The sequence below is a fragment of the Enterococcus faecium genome (assembly GCF_029023785.1).
Classification (GTDB): Bacteria; Bacillota; Bacilli; order Lactobacillales; family Enterococcaceae; genus Enterococcus_B; species Enterococcus_B faecium.
Genome location: NZ_CP118955.1, coordinates 2,425,432 through 2,440,595 on the forward strand (window position 1 = coordinate 2,425,432; position 15,164 = coordinate 2,440,595).

The window sequence follows — 15,164 nt, forward strand, 5'->3', positions numbered from 1 at the left end:
CACATGTAAAACGTGGAAACTTTACTGTGATATAATAAAGAAAATAAGACGAGAGGTAGGATTTTTATGAATACTTTAGCCTATATATTATTATGCGTGCTTTTATCCAAACCACGTTCTGGGTATGAATTGAAGCAGCTGATCACAATTTTTTGGGAAGCCCATCACAGTCAGATCTATACAACGCTTGCCAAGTTAGACCAGCAGGGTTATGTGACCGTTTTGGACAAAGACGAGCACTCTCAAAAAAAGATCTACCACTTGACTGATGAAGGACGTGCTCTTGTAGAGGAATGGATCAAAGAGGAAACTCCCGCTCCTACGCAAAAAGATGAATTTCTAGCAAAAATCTATGCTTTTTCGACGCTCGATAAAACAACAGCTACTGGACTGCTATTCACTAGAGAACAACAGCTGAACAAAATCATGCAAAAAAATCAAAAAAAATTGAATGACCTCTCGCTAGACAAGAAACAAGAATTTGGACGTTATGTTGTGATCCAGCGCAGAATTATGCTTTGTCAGCAGGAACTCCAATGGTGTCAGCAAGTAAGAGAACAAATGCAGCAGTTTTTTGAGTAAGGGATAAACAGAACCTTTCTAGAAATATCTATTGAAGAGCAAATTATCTTCAATAAAAGAGCAATACAGTTGGAAAAGAAAAAGCGATCCGAACGACAGGCCAAAACCTATCGTTCGGATCACTATTTTTCTAGAACTGCATTCAAGAGACTATGACAAAAAGCATGCCAAGGCCTTTTTTCAAATAACAGTGTTCCATCATTCATTACTTTGAATTGCTTTTAGCACACTTCTTGAAAGCGGGCCAACGATGATCAACTGCAACGGTAAAGCGGCAATCACATTCATTTTCCAAGCATTCATATAAGCAGAGAATAATTGATCAGGTATTCCTTGTTCCATGATCACACCGAATAAAGACATACATGTCACCATTCCTAAAACCATCAAGCATGAAATAGTTAAGATCATTTGGACCTTGCTTTCTGGATTTACTGGTAGTTTAAAGGCAATTTTTTTCGCCAGCACACCGATGATGAAGACATCCAAAATGAAAGCCACCACGAATCCAGGCACTAGACCAATCAACAAACTTGATAAATGAAGATCTTGATGCAGCCATAAATTATACGCGCTCATCCCCAAGACCATCAAAAAACACATCATTGTTGTAAAAATTATTCCTTCTTTTTTATTTGTAGGCAATCTGTACCACTCCTTTAAATTTGTCACGAAAATCATCGTAGCACATTTAAAAATTTCTCGTAAGTACTTTTTTTATTTTCTGCCCTTTTATTTCATAAACTTCATCAGCCGTACGCTCGACAAAGTAAGAATCATGAGAAGTAAACAAAATCGTTCCCGGATATATTTGCATTAGCTTCTCTAAAGCTTCGATCGTTGCCATATCAATAAAATTAGTCGGTTCATCTAACAGCAACACATTACTTGGCTTAGTAAAAAGCAAAGCAATCGTCAGACGGGTCGCTTCTCCCCCACTTAATGTACATAACGGTTTCGTCAAAGTTTCCTGAGCAAACCCTAAGTGATTCAGCAAACTACGGACAAGCGATTCTGAAAACTCTGTTTGTCTCATGACAAAACGAATGATGGATTCTTCAGATGTCATTTGATAACCCTTTTGCTGATATACTTGAAAGCTTACTTTCGGAGAGAGAAGGATTCCTTCTCCTTGTTTGCGGATATGTTCTAATAAGGTTGTCTTACCTGAACCATTTTCACCGACAATCGCGATTTTTTTACCTAAAGAAAACTGAAAATCACCATTTACCAGTAATGTTCTCCCACTTCTTTCCAATTGGACATTTTGTCCCATGATGGGATAGCGGCTGTGGAGTTCAAGAGATTTTGGTACTGGAAAACGGATTTGTTTCATCTGCTGCGGCTTGGTTGTTTCTCCTATTTTTTGGAGTCTTCTCTCTAATGTTTTCGCATTCTTTTGGATGGCTTTTTGTACACTGTCTTTTTGTTTAGAGGAAGACAACCGATCCGGTCTGATTTGTTGCTTTTTCTTTTTACTGGACACTTTTTCCAACTTTTCCGCTTGTTTTTTCTTTTCTTGGATCGATTTTTCCAATCGTTTTTTCTCTTTCATGATCGACTCTGCTTCTCGTAGCTGAGTCTTTTTCTCCAATTCCTTTTGAGTGAGATAGGCACTATAATTCCCCGAAAACTCTCGGATTTCTCCGTCTTTTACTTCCCAGATTTTCGATGCTAGCTCATCTAGAAAATAGCGATCATGACTAACAAAAACCAGCGTACCATAATAATAACGAAGCTCTTCAATCAGTCGATCAATACTTTTTCTATCTAGATGGGTTGTTGGCTCGTCTAGAAGCATCCCTTGTTCATAAGAAGAAAGAAGACGTATCAACTCGATCTTTCGTTCTTCCCCTCCGCTCCATTTCCGCTCTGAAGTTTCTTCCAGTCTTAACTGGAAATGACTGGCTAATTCCAAATTTAGGTCCTTTGCTTCAGCGAGATAGGTTAATTGAGGCAGGTAGTTGAAGGTGATCTCTGTTTGGATTTTCCCATGATCGGGAAAAAGTTCACCGGCTATTAGTTTGAGCAAAGTCGATTTACCGACACCATTTTCTCCTATGATCCCTATACGATCTTGCTGATAGACACGAAGAGAATCAATAGATAGTTCTAGCTGGTTGCCAAAGCTGACTTGTAGATTTGTTATATTTACTGCTAAATTTTCCATATGTTTTACACTCCTATTTCATGTAAAACAACAATTATCGATACTAAAAAAGAGCAGAAAAATCTGTTTGCAAAAAAACTGCATCACATCTTTTCCTACTCTGAACGAAATAACTATGACTAAATCACCAAATCTGTCATAGCTTTCACCTATTCTACTGTCGTTCGAAAAAATGGACATACTCCATCCATGAAATTGTTGTTTATACATGTCTTTTGAATTTATTTAGTTGTTATTCAAAAGTTCGAAACGTAATTTCATCGATGCAGTCATTTTTCCGACCTCCTTTTTTATTAGGTTACCACACACGATTCAAAAAAAGCAATAGCTACTGAATAGTAACTGAAAACCTTTTATTCGAACGTAGTGATCTTTTCTGGTGCTAAACGAACAGACTCGTAACCTTCTTCTACCGCTTTTCCTATTGATAAAATAATAACTGGAACATAACGGTCTTTATCCAAACCAAATGCCTCTGCCAACTGATCTGCTTCGAATCCACCAATTGGATTTGTTTCATAGCCATGATCACGCGCAACTAACATGAATTGCATAGCCGCTAAGCTAGAATCGACTTTGACTACATCGTTCATTTCTTCTCTTGAAAAACTCTTGTAATAAGGAATGATCGCAGCTAATTGTTGATCTCTGACTTCTTTTGGCATCTTCCCTGATTCGTAAGCTTGGTTATAGATTTCTTCGCCATATTCGTAACATTGCATATCGCCAAAAATCATGACCATTGCAGAAGAAGTATCATTTTGTCTCGTATTGAAACGGATCAAAGGACGCAAGATTTCTTTTGCTTCCTCGCTTTCAGCGACCACAAAGCGCCATGGTTGCATATTGACAGAAGAAGGTGCAGTCGTCGCTTCTTTGATCATTTCCAGCATTTCTTCGTGTGGGATTTTGTATGTTTCATCATATACGCGAACGGATCTTCTACCAGTCATAATTGTTGAAAAATCATTTTTTTGTTCCATTATTATTAACCTCTTTCGTTTCTGTTGTTATATTGCAAAGTTGGGTATTCAATTTATCTAAAAGTGTTAGAAATTGTTTCATTTCTACATCGCTGAAAGCCGGGGATAGCACGGAACCTGTATCTTTATGGTCCATTTCACAATGCTCGATTTTCTTCTGGGCTTTTTCTGTTAGCGCTACATACACTTCCCGGTTGTTCTGAGGATTTCTCTGACGCGAAACATAGCCATTTGCTTCCAATACCTTCAGATGACGAGTAACTGCTCCTTGATCAATCTGCAACTTTTCTTGCAAACTGCTTTGTAGCAATGGATTTTCTTCTTTCAGTCTCATCATGATCTCGTATCTAGTAAGACTTATACCGATATTTTCTTCAAAGATCTGGACGATTTTTTGATCGGCTAATTTGATTTGATATAAAAGGTGACTAATCTCTTCTAAAGACATAATTTCCTCCTTTCTAATAATTGACTCGTCAACGATTGACTTGTCAATAATAGAATAAAAAAAGAAAAAAGTCAAAGAATCAGCTGTGTAATAAAAAAAACGCTCTCAATAGAAAAGTATAGAGAAAAGAAATTTTTTGTAGAATGAACGGAAAAAATGATAAAGAAAGCACAACGCTAAAACCAAGATTATTGATTCTTATCAAACTATAGAAGATAGCTCTTCTGCAGTAGAAAATTTTACACCGCCAAAAATTTCCGAAATCGCCTTTTGCAAGAATCCCGTCGAATATTAGAAATTGGATCAGTATGCTTAAACAGTAATAAAAAAGTTATGACAAGATGTTGTCACAACCTTTTTTGAGTAAACGGTGTTCAAAAACTTGCATCTGCGGTAATAAGTTCAACCAAACAAAAAACATGAAAATCTGTTTTTGTTTGGCTGTTCTTACTACTTGATGCAGGGCAGCTTTTTCACTACCTCTTTTTAATAACCATAAAATCCTATTCCTTCATATCTCCAGCCCATCGGTGTTAGCCAATCTCTTTCCTTAGCACTCAAGGTATAGTGATGGGTACCAGTTTTTTCATTTGGATTAAATAGTCGATAAATTGGCTTGGAACCACCAGAATAAAAACTTAGACCTTCATAACGCCAACCGATTTTTGTTAAAGAGTTGATCTCAGATTGTGCCATTGTGTAATGATGGTCTCCACTGTAAGGATTGTATAAACGGTAGACAGGTTGTCCGCTGTTTGGTGCTTGCCAAGCAATCCCTTCATATTCCCAGCCTACAGTTGGCAGATAATTTTTTTCTCCGGCATTCAATGTATATAAATGTTCTCCTGTATGACGGTTATACAGACGATACATCGGAGAAGTTGAAGTTGGTGCTGTATCATACTGTGTCAGATTATAGGTTTCGATTACATTGTTCAATGTAGAACCATAATTAGGCGCAGTGGCATAACGACCTGTTAGCCAAGCCGTAGCATCTTTGTAAGAGTTCGTATTGCTTTTCCATGCACCGGAATAGTAGTAAACGCCTGGCTGAAAAGAAGTCGTCTTCAATACCGTTACGTTATCTTGCAATGATTCTTTGTACGAAGGATATTTTCTAAAAGCGGCATTCACCGTAATCCATTGCCCATTCACATATTCCGAAGTAGGCATCGTAACAGATTGGCCATTATAGCTTCCTTTAATCCCAAATAGATTGTAATTAGGGGCAGAAGCCAAAGTACTGTTCCCCCAGCCACTTTCAACGATGGCTTGAGCAATCATGACTGATGCATATAAGTCATTGGCACTTGCCAAACTTTGTGCAGTTGAGGCAATACTATCAATGAACGCTTGTTGAGAATTAGCAGATGAGCGAGCATAAAAAGCATAGCCAGTATAGTTTTCGAATTCAGACAAATCTGCTTGATGGGTATGTGTCAATGTTTGCCCATCTGTCAATTGGTTCGTGATTTCTTCTGCATTCTCTGGATTGTTCTGAGCTTCTGCTGATGTACTGTCTTCGGTTTGTGTTTGTTCTGTTGTTTCAGTTGTTGGTTCTTCGGTTGAAATTGTATTTTCTGAGACAGTAGCTGACTGCAAAGTACTCTCTGTATCGTTTTCAATTCCTGTTTCTGAAGAACTCGATGTCTGAGTTGCGACAGTTTCTGTCGATTCTTCAGCTAGCACTGTTGTGTTGGCAACTGCTAGATTTCCTAAAAGAATAACGCTAAATAATAAATTCTTTGCTTTCATCTTTTTTCTCCTTTGAATTATGAAACTTTTCCTAAATAACAGTGTAACTAAAAAAGTAAAAGCAAGTCAATGTCCATATTTAAATAACATTTGTTTCTTTTTGATAAATTTGCTTTTTCTACATAAAAAGACGTAAATGAAGAATATTCTTCTCCATTCACGCCTTAAATTGATGGTCGTTTGAATAACTATTTAACAAGTAATTCTCTTTGGATATTATCCGTTATGGATTATACTTCCTGTGTCGTCGGACGGATAATCATGTTACTGACAGACATCCGGTCTGGCGTTTCTATCGCAAATGCTACAGCAGAAGCTATATCTTCGGAGGTCAATCCCCATTCTTTTTGCGCTTCATGAAGTTCAAGAGCAGCCTTTTTGTCGCTGATGGTTTGATATAATTCAGTTTGAACAGCTCCTGGAGAGATGATCGTAGATTTGATGTTATTTTGCCGTTGCTCTTGACGTAATCCTTCCATGATTGCACGGACAGCAAATTTTGTTCCGCAATAAACGGCGGAATCAGGATAAACAACATGTCCCGCCACAGAATCAGTTGAAATGATATGCCCAGATTTTTGTTTTTCCATGATTGGAAGTACGGCGGAAATTCCATTTAACACACCCATGATGTTGATATCAAGCATATTTTGCCATTCATCACGGTGACCTTCAACTAATGGAGCGGTTGGCATGATTCCTGCATTATTGTACAATACATCGATTCGACCGAACTTTTCCATCGCTAAATCGATAACTGCTTGGACTTGTGCAAAATCTCTTACATCTGCTGTTTGAATATATAGCTCAGCTTCTGGTAAAGATTCTTTTATTGCTTTTAGGCGATCTTCTCGGCGTGCAGCTATAACTAGTTTAGCCCCTTTTTCTGCTAATAGCTTCGTTGTTGCTTCACCGATTCCGCTTGAAGCGCCCATGATGACAATCACTTTTTCTGATAAATCATTCATTCTATTCTCCTCCTGTTTTGAAAAATCTCTTGCTTATACTCACTATCTCTTATTTCATCTTACTGTTCAAATAATCCGTTCGACAGGTTTGACGATTTTGGCAGGGATTCCTGCAACGATGGTATTGTCTGGGACATCTTTCGTAACAGTTGCATTCGCTGCAACAATGGCATTCTCGCCAATCGTTACGCCTGGCAGAATAGTTGCTCCTGCTCCGATCCAAGCATTTTTCTTGATGTGGATTGGCTTTACTGACAAGCCTCTTCGTTCTTTTGGATCGGTTAGATGGTTCACCGTGATGAGGTTGACACGAGGACCAATCAATACTGAATCTTCTAAACAGATGCCACCTAAGTCAACGAACATCACTTGACGATTGATAAAGACATTTTTCCCTATACTAATATGTTTGCCGAAATCTGTATAAAAAGGCAGCAGAACAGTCACCGTATCATCTACTTTGTCACTAATGATATTTTCTAGCCGTTTGCGGATATCTGCTGGTTCATGGTACCCAGTATTCAGCGCTGCTAAAGGCTCTTCGTTTTCAGCTTGGATCTGATGGATCACTTCAAAGAGCGGATCCGTTACTCGAATCTCTTTATTGACGATTTGTTTTTCGATGAGGCTTGTCATTTTGCTCCCTCCTTTTATCCTTACTTTATAACGGACGGCTTATCATGTCTAATACTTATAAAACATACTTAACTATTCCTTTTAACTATACTTAGTGGTATGCTTTTTTAAAAACAGGAGGGAAAAAATGGATATTCGTATACTGACGTATTTTTTAGCAGTAGCTAGAGAAAAAAATATCAGCCGAGCAGCAAAATCTCTGCATATCACGCAACCTACTCTCTCAAAACAACTGAAAGATTTAGAAGAAGAACTTGGTGTGACACTTTTCACTCGGGGCTCCCGAGAGATACAGTTGACGGATTCTGGTCGATATCTTTATTCAAAAGGAAAAGAAATCTTGTCGTTGGTAGAAAAAACGGCGAACAATTTAACAAATGACGCAATCATCTCTGGAGAAATCTACATTGGCGGAGGCGAAACTAAAGCAATCTCTTTCATTTCTGATAGCCTTCATTCGTTGATCAAGGCGCATCCTGATATCCAGTTTCATTTATATAGCGGGAATGCAGATGATATCATAGACAAACTGGATAGCGGATTACTTGATTTTGGACTCGTAATCGAACCGACAAACAAACAAAAATACCAGTCATTTCGACTGCCAGCCCAAGATCGTTGGGGACTTTTGATACATCGAAATCATCCTTTAGCAAAGCAAACCGTCATCCATCCGCAGGAACTGAAAACTGTTCCTTTGATCATTTCCCGGCAAACGTCAGTGGACAGTCAACTAGCTGAATGGCTAGGTTTCAGCATAGATCAGTTATCGATCGTCGGAACATATAACTTATTGTACAATGCTTCTTTGATGGTCGATAACGGGACTTTTGGTGCATTAGCTCTAGATGGGATCATCAATACTTATGGGACGGAAAAAATATTCATCCCACTCGATCCGCCATTACAAGCTTCACTGAATCTCATTTGGAAAAAAGACCAGCCTCTTTCTCCTGCTGCTCGTAAATTTTTAGATGTCCTAACGGAGAAATACAGTTAAGTAGAGTTTTTTTCCTTCGCTTTCAGCTTTTTAACAACGAATAAGATAAGCAAAAGATCCAACGATTAAATAACATAAGTTTCTTAATTTATTTCTTCCTTTTATTTCTGATAATTCCAGTAAATTACTATAATTATAAAAAAAGAATTGACAAAACATAACTGTCTATATAAAATTGATTACGTTAACAATAATTCGTTTCATGTGACTAGATCATACTAGGCATGAAAAATCTCTGAGGAACATGGTTTCCCTAGGAGGTTTTTCGTGTCTATTTTTGTTTGGCCGCAATCAACTGGTCTAGCAAACGTGAAAACCAAATCTTCAAAAAGGGTGCGCGCATGAAAATCAAAAAGATCTTTAATCAAAATGCAGTATTGGTAGATGACGGTGGACAGGAAAAAGTAGCTATTGGAAAAGGGATTGGATTTGACAGAAAAAGAAATGATTTGATTTTTGATCGTGATGTCGAACGGATATTTGTCATGGAACCAGAAGGTCAAATCAAGTTGCAAAATTTACTTAATCAGATTGATGAACGCTTTTTATTTGCAGCAGAAACGATCATTGATCATGCGGAAACTGTTTTGATGGAAAAGTTGAATGAACATGTATTGATCGCTTTGACCGACCACATTGCTTTTTCTGCGGAGAACATTAATAACGGTATCGTCATCCGCAACAAACTTTTAAGAGAAATCGAAGTGCTTTACAGTGATGAATTCAGTATTGCTCAATGGGCAGTAGAGTATCTGACAAAAGAGCTTGGGATTCCATATACTTATGACGAAGCAGGATATATCGCAATCCATATTCACAGCGGACGAAGCGGTCGGAACAATAACCATCGCAGTATCCGTGAAGTGACGATTGTATCTGACATCATCCATTTAGTGGAATCAGAATTGGAAACAGATATCCATTCAGAACCATTTTCACTGAATTATTCAAGACTGGTGAATCATTTACGACTGCTTCTACAACGAACCCATGCGCAACAATATGCTGTTTTAGACACGGAAATCGTAGAAATGGTCAAACGAAAATACCCAGAAAGCTATAAGATTTCTAAAAAAATCCGTGTGTTGCTGACCAAAGAATACCAGCTCGCGATCACGAAAGAAGAACTGGGTTACTTGGCCATCCATATCGAGCGTTTAAGAAGCGCAATCGTACAAACAAATGTTAACAATCATGAGGAGGAAAAAAATTGAAAGCATATCTACAACGAATGGGACGTTCCCTTCAACTTCCAGTTGCGGTCTTACCTGCTGCTGCTTTACTAGTAGGGATCGGAAACTGGTGGGCATCTTATAGTAACGACATTGTCGCTCATTTTTTACAAGCTGGCGGTAACGCAGTTTTAGGTCAATTACCTTTGCTGTTTGCCGTTGGGTTAGCACTAGGGATGTCAGTGGACAAATCAGGTGCTGCTGCCTTGGCAGGTTTGGTCGCATTTGAAGTTCCAGTAAATGTTTTAAAAACTGATTCAGTAGCTACTTTATTGAATATCAAACCAGAATCAGTTGATCCATCTTTTGCTCAGATCAGTAACGTATTTATTGGTATTATTGCCGGATTGATTGCGGCAGCTCTTTATAATCGTTTCCACGAAGCAAAATTACCGATGGCTTTATCTTTCTTTAGCGGCAAGCGTCTAGTGCCAATCTTGGCTGCCTTTGTCATGTTGCTGATCAGTGCAGTGCTACTGCTCGTATGGCCTCCGGTTTACTCTGCTTTAGTTTCTTTTGCTAAATTCATTTTGAGTTTAGGCTGGGGTGGTGCAGGTCTTTATGGCTTCTTCAACCGTTTACTGATCCCTACAGGATTGCATCAAGCAATGAACTCCGTGTTCTGGTTTGACGTAGCAGGAATCAATGATATTGGTAAATTTTTGGCTTCTGAAGGAACAAAAGGCGTAACAGGAATGTATCAAGCTGGATTTTTCCCAATCATGATGTTCGGGCTTCCAGCAGGAGCATATGCTATTTACAGAAATGCACGTCCAGAAAACAAAGCAAAAACAGCTTCCTTGATGCTAGCAGCAGCTTTTGCTTCATTCTTTACTGGTGTGACAGAACCACTTGAATTTTCATTTATGTTCGTTGCTTGGCCATTATATGTCTTGCATGCAATTTTCACTGGGATTTCTTTAGCAGTGAGTGCATTCTTCCATTGGACAGCAGGATTTGCCTTTAGTGCCGGATTTGTCGATTACTTCCTATCTTTGAAAAATCCGATTGCGAATCAGCCATTGATGTTGATCGTCCAAGGATTAGTAACAGCAGTGATTTACTACTTTGGCTTTAACTTTGCTATCAAAAAATTCCATCTGATGACTCCTGGCCGCGAGGAAGCAGATCTTTCAGATGACGATACTGCAACGACTAATTCAGACAATAAATATGCGGCACAAGCAAGCAAAATCTACGCTGCATTAGGCGGAGCCGACAATGTAACTTCGATCGATAACTGTACTACACGCCTTCGTTTGCAAGTCAAAGATACAGGCCTGATCGATCAAAATAAAATCAAAGCCACTGGCGTACCTGGTATGAAGATCATCGACGGAAAAAATGCGCAAGTCATCGTAGGTACAGAAGTACAATTCGTTGCAGATGAGATGGCAAAACTACATGGTGGTGCTGCAGCACGACCTGCACAAACAAACACCGTGGTTAAAACAGAAACATTTGCCGGTGAAACGATCGAACAAGATATTTACGCTATCGCAAATGGGAAACTGATTCCAATCACTGAAGTTTCAGATGATGTATTCGCGGAAAAAATGATGGGTGACGGCTATGCTGTATTACCAGAAAATGGAGAAATCTTCTCTCCAATCGCTGGTACGATCACAAACATTTTCCCAACGAAACATGCTGTCGGAATCCAAACAGATGCTGGTATCGAAGTCTTGCTTCATATGGGCATCAACACTGTTGACTTAAAAGGCGAACCATTCACTTTATATGTAGAAGAAGGTCAAAAAGTCGCAAGAGGTCAATTGATTGCTTTAGTTGATCTTGCCGCTATTCAATCTGCAGGCAAAAACACGGATATGGTCGTTGTATTCACAAATGGCGACAAAGTCCAAAGCTTAGAAATCGAACCCGCACGTGATGTAAAAGCAAATGATAAAATCGGCTCTGTTTCCAACAAAGCCTGAGCCATCGTCTTCCCCAGACTTTTTTATCGATAAACAAACAGGAGCTGAGACAAAAATCTTGTCTCAGCTCCTTTTTCCGAATAAAAACGGCGTTCTCCTGCCAACTCCGCGGTAATAAGTCCAGCCAAACGAAACATATGAAGAGCTATTTTTTATTTGACTCTTCTTATTACTTGATGCAGAACAGCTTTTTCACAAAATTTTTCTTCATACTCAAAACTAATCGGCTTTTTCACAACCTCTTTATACATTATTCCTGATCCAATATTTCTTTTAATGCTGCTTCAAGAGAAGTTAATGGTTTTCCCAATACTTTTTCTAAATCATCAGAGGAAATAGCTAACTGATCCTTTTTAATATCATGTTGGATCGCTAAAAACATGTCAGCTGCTTCTTGAGGGAATCCGGCTTCTTTTAGATTTTCGACAAACGCTGCATCACTTGCTTCAATAATTTCTAACTCTTTACCTGTCGCACGCTCTAATGCCTTGGCTAATTCTTCATAGTCAGTTAGATTGCCGGATAATTCTAAGATTTCTGGAGAGTCACTTTCTACTAGTACTTTTGCTGCAGCTTCTGCATATTCACGTTTCAATGCCCAACCTGTTTTTCCATTTCCTGCAGCATAAACGAATTGACCAGTTTTTAAAGCCTGCCCAATGATAGGTAATTCATTCTCTACATACCAATTATTCCGTAAAAATGTATGGGAAATACCTGAATCCTTAATCATTTTTTCAGTGAATTGGTGATCTGGCGCTAATACACTGATCGAGTGATCGGCATCTGCAAAACTTGTATAAGCGATATAAGATACCCCAGCTGCTTGTGCTGCCTTCACTACATTCTTATGTTCGGCTTGACGATTTCCTGGAACGCCAGAGACAAAAAGCAATCGATCTATTCCTTTCAACGCTTCTTTCATTGAGTCTAAATCATCATAATCACCAATACGTATATTAAATCCAGCTTCTTTCAGTGCTTCTCCTTTTTCTTCACTACGTACTAGTACATAGATTTCATTTTGTGGAACCATCTTTTTTAAGAATTCCAGCGCATAACCACCAAAACCTCCAGTTGCTCCTGTTACTAAATAATGCATATTTGCCACTCCCTATTCTTTTTATTTGTTAAGATTTACAGCTGTACATTTATAAATTACACCTTTATCATAAAGAGTGTGGTAAGATAAGTCAAGCAAAAAAAATGAAAGGATGACAACTGATGAAGTATTCTCTGCAATTTAGTGATGCAATCCATGTACTTGCCTATATTGAAATGTTTCAAGATACCCGATCACTTTCTAGTGAGATGATTGCCAGTAGTATCGAAACAAATGCAGCAAATGTACGTAAAATCATGAGTCAGCTCAAAAAATCCGGTTTGATCTTTACAAAAACCGGAAAACCGCAGCCTTCCCTTGCCAAAAGTCCAGATCAGATTTCTTTACTAGATGTCTATCGCAGCATCGAAGGTAATACACAGCTTATCCAAGTCGATCCAAAAACAAATCCAAATTGCGTCGTTGGTGCGAATATCCAAGAAGCTTTAGAAGAAAGCTACGCTCGGCTGCAGAAAAAGGCAGAAGAAGAAATGGCTAAGATCACACTTGATAGTCTGATACATAAAATAGCCGTTTTGGAAAAAGAAAAAAGACCAGAAAACACAGGCCTCGTAGAGAGATTTTTATAATTCTCTCTACTGTGCCTGCATTTTTCTGATCGGAATCGTCTACATAAATTCTTTTATTCTCCGGGGGACAAAAGCCTTGTCATGCCCCTTTTTCCTCTCTAATGCTCAGGTCAAAGCGCTGAAGTCATGACGTCTTGATAAACGGTGTTCAAGTAGCTGACCCTCGGCATTAGTTCTGAAAAATGCAAAATATGGAAAGCTATTTCCCATTTTTCCTCTCTAATGCTCAGGTCAAAGCGCTACTTTCACGACCTCTATATTATCATGGTTTATTGACTACCGGTATCCAGATTTCTCCCATATATTTCCCGTTGGTAACTCCCATTTCGACTACAGCATTTGGACCCCCAACATAGGCGTAATCTTCTACTTCTCTTAAAACATGCCCAAAGGCCGTATTCGTCAAATCATTTCTTAATTCTTCAGGCGATTCTGCTAAAGCGCTTACAACAAGATACGTTCCTTTTGGGAATGGGATGATTCGCGTAGTGTTTGGAACATCCTGACTCGTTTGAACACCGACATAGTACATCATTTTCCCGTTATAGGGTTCGTTGACTGTAAAGAAATAATGATTTTCAGCAGCTTGTTTCAATGCATCTATTGTTCCATTACCGATAACTTTTTGCTCAAATGCTTGTTTCTCTGCAGCCAAACCGACAAAATCCGTATTGCTACTCTTCAATTCCACACCAATACCCGTCACCGTAAAATCTGGTTTTTCTTCGATCCTATACTTTGCCATTTCTCCCACCCTTTCTATTATATTAAGTTCATCTTACATAAAATTAAAGGGAAATGACACGATTACGCTCTTTTTTCTAGGGATATTTTTATTTTTTAACTATTTTTTTGCTTTCACTGCAATCCAAATCTCACTGTAAACATTACTGAAATCCTCTCCCCATTTTGTAAAAGAGATCTCGGGAGCTTCGACTAACTCATAATCTGAAGAAGGAAGCCATTCTGCATAGATTTTCCCCCAAGTATCTTGTAAAGTTTGGGGAAATGGCCCTTTATTAGGAAAAATGGCCCAAGTGTGTTCTTCTATAGCAAGCATTTCTAAATCAGCGTACGGATTTTCTTTTGTCGTAGCAAAGCCAATCATGTGCATCAAACTGCCCTTTTCTTCCAAGCGGTCTCCATCAAATCCATAAGAAACGTTGATTACTTGATTTGGATATAAATCTCCTAACTTATGCATCTCTTCCCTTTGAGTCTCCGTGATCGTCTGCGCTAACTTTTGTATTTCTTGATTGACTCCTTCAAATTTGACAGGAACTTTTTTCGCCACACCTGCCACATAAAACTGTTCTTTCTTTTCGATACGAAATTCCATCGATTTTCCTCCTCTGACATCAATAAAAAATGTCAAGCGTGGAAAAGATTTTTGTATGCCGTATCTGCTGATTTCTGAAGGCAGATATCCTGACCAATCACGAAAAGCTCTTGAAAAACCTTCGACTGTTTCATATCCATATCTAAACGCCGTTTCTGTCACTCTTGATCCATCTAGAAGATCGCGATTAGCCAAAGCCAATCTACGGTTTTTGATATAGTCCATTAGCGACATCCCTGCAATAAACGTAAAGATGCGTTTTAATTGATATTCAGAGATTCCTGTATTTTCGGCTATTATTTTATAGGAAAGTCCTTCTGTCAAATGTTCTTCGATGTAATCGATCAATTGGTTCAGATCTTTAAGCATATTTATCTTCCTCCTTGATTGCCTTTTTATCATATTATCAAAGAAAGTCAATT

The 15,164-nt window shown here is 38.5% G+C and carries 15 protein-coding genes; 5 read left to right on the top strand and 10 right to left on the bottom strand.

Annotated elements, in window-relative coordinates:
* Positions 1-66: 66 nt before the first annotated feature.
* Complete coding sequence (locus tag PYW34_RS11785; RefSeq protein ID WP_002287456.1) at positions 67-582, top strand: PadR family transcriptional regulator; 516 nt, start codon at positions 67-69, stop codon at positions 580-582.
* 198 nt (positions 583-780) lie between these two features.
* Here PYW34_RS11785 and PYW34_RS11790 read toward each other — a convergent pair whose 3' ends face one another.
* The 7 genes from PYW34_RS11790 to PYW34_RS11820 all read right to left on the bottom strand — a co-directional run bounded on the left by PYW34_RS11790 (position 781) and on the right by PYW34_RS11820 (position 7,542).
* Positions 781-1,227, bottom strand: a complete 447-nt coding sequence (locus PYW34_RS11790) for a DUF2798 domain-containing protein (protein ID WP_002287457.1) — start codon at positions 1,225-1,227, stop codon at positions 781-783.
* 46 nt (positions 1,228-1,273) lie between these two features.
* Complete coding sequence (gene msr(C), locus PYW34_RS11795; RefSeq protein ID WP_002287458.1) at positions 1,274-2,752, bottom strand: ABC-F type ribosomal protection protein Msr(C); 1,479 nt, start codon at positions 2,750-2,752, stop codon at positions 1,274-1,276.
* A 353-nt stretch (positions 2,753-3,105) separates the two neighbouring features.
* Complete coding sequence (locus PYW34_RS11800) at positions 3,106-3,735, bottom strand: nitroreductase family protein (protein WP_002287459.1); 630 nt, start codon at positions 3,733-3,735, stop codon at positions 3,106-3,108.
* Complete coding sequence (locus PYW34_RS11805) at positions 3,719-4,183, bottom strand: MarR family winged helix-turn-helix transcriptional regulator (protein WP_002287461.1); 465 nt, start codon at positions 4,181-4,183, stop codon at positions 3,719-3,721. The genes PYW34_RS11800 and PYW34_RS11805 overlap by 17 nt, the downstream gene beginning before the upstream one ends.
* Before the next feature lie 486 nt (positions 4,184-4,669).
* Entirely contained in the window at positions 4,670-5,938 is a 1,269-nt protein-coding gene (locus PYW34_RS11810) for a glycoside hydrolase family 73 protein (protein WP_002287463.1), read from the bottom strand.
* 230 nt (positions 5,939-6,168) lie between these two features.
* The gene (locus PYW34_RS11815) at positions 6,169-6,906 is read right to left on the bottom strand and encodes an SDR family oxidoreductase (protein WP_002287466.1); all 738 of its coding nucleotides are present in this window, start codon (positions 6,904-6,906) and stop codon (positions 6,169-6,171) included.
* Positions 6,907-6,972: 66 nt separating this feature from the next.
* On the bottom strand, positions 6,973-7,542 hold the full coding sequence (locus tag PYW34_RS11820; RefSeq protein WP_002287468.1) for a DapH/DapD/GlmU-related protein: 570 nt from the start codon (positions 7,540-7,542) through the stop codon (positions 6,973-6,975).
* Positions 7,543-7,669: 127 nt separating this feature from the next.
* Here PYW34_RS11820 and PYW34_RS11825 point away from each other — a divergent pair, with 127 nt between their 5' ends.
* The 3 genes from PYW34_RS11825 to nagE all read left to right on the top strand — a co-directional run bounded on the left by PYW34_RS11825 (position 7,670) and on the right by nagE (position 11,711).
* On the top strand, positions 7,670-8,542 hold the full coding sequence (locus PYW34_RS11825; protein ID WP_002287470.1) for a LysR family transcriptional regulator: 873 nt from the start codon (positions 7,670-7,672) through the stop codon (positions 8,540-8,542).
* 341 nt (positions 8,543-8,883) lie between these two features.
* The gene (locus PYW34_RS11830) at positions 8,884-9,756 is read left to right on the top strand and encodes a PRD domain-containing protein (protein WP_002287471.1); all 873 of its coding nucleotides are present in this window, start codon (positions 8,884-8,886) and stop codon (positions 9,754-9,756) included.
* Complete coding sequence (nagE, locus tag PYW34_RS11835; protein ID WP_002287473.1) at positions 9,753-11,711, top strand: N-acetylglucosamine-specific PTS transporter subunit IIBC; 1,959 nt, start codon at positions 9,753-9,755, stop codon at positions 11,709-11,711. The genes PYW34_RS11830 and nagE overlap by 4 nt, the downstream gene beginning before the upstream one ends.
* 250 nt (positions 11,712-11,961) lie before the next feature.
* Here the strand turns inward: nagE and PYW34_RS11840 are convergent, their stop codons facing one another.
* Complete coding sequence (locus PYW34_RS11840; protein ID WP_002287475.1) at positions 11,962-12,813, bottom strand: SDR family oxidoreductase; 852 nt, start codon at positions 12,811-12,813, stop codon at positions 11,962-11,964.
* 122 nt (positions 12,814-12,935) lie between these two features.
* Here PYW34_RS11840 and PYW34_RS11845 point away from each other — a divergent pair, with 122 nt between their 5' ends.
* A complete protein-coding gene (locus PYW34_RS11845; protein ID WP_002287477.1) occupies positions 12,936-13,403 on the top strand; it encodes an Rrf2 family transcriptional regulator in 468 nt (155 codons plus the stop codon).
* A gap of 262 nt (positions 13,404-13,665) precedes the next feature.
* On the opposite strand, the gene PYW34_RS11850 is transcribed toward PYW34_RS11845, so the two are convergent.
* On the bottom strand, positions 13,666-14,148 hold the full coding sequence (locus PYW34_RS11850) for a GyrI-like domain-containing protein (protein ID WP_002287478.1): 483 nt from the start codon (positions 14,146-14,148) through the stop codon (positions 13,666-13,668).
* Between the two features lie 99 nt (positions 14,149-14,247).
* Complete coding sequence (locus tag PYW34_RS11855; protein WP_002301009.1) at positions 14,248-15,111, bottom strand: AraC family transcriptional regulator; 864 nt, start codon at positions 15,109-15,111, stop codon at positions 14,248-14,250.
* Positions 15,112-15,164 lie beyond the last annotated feature (53 nt).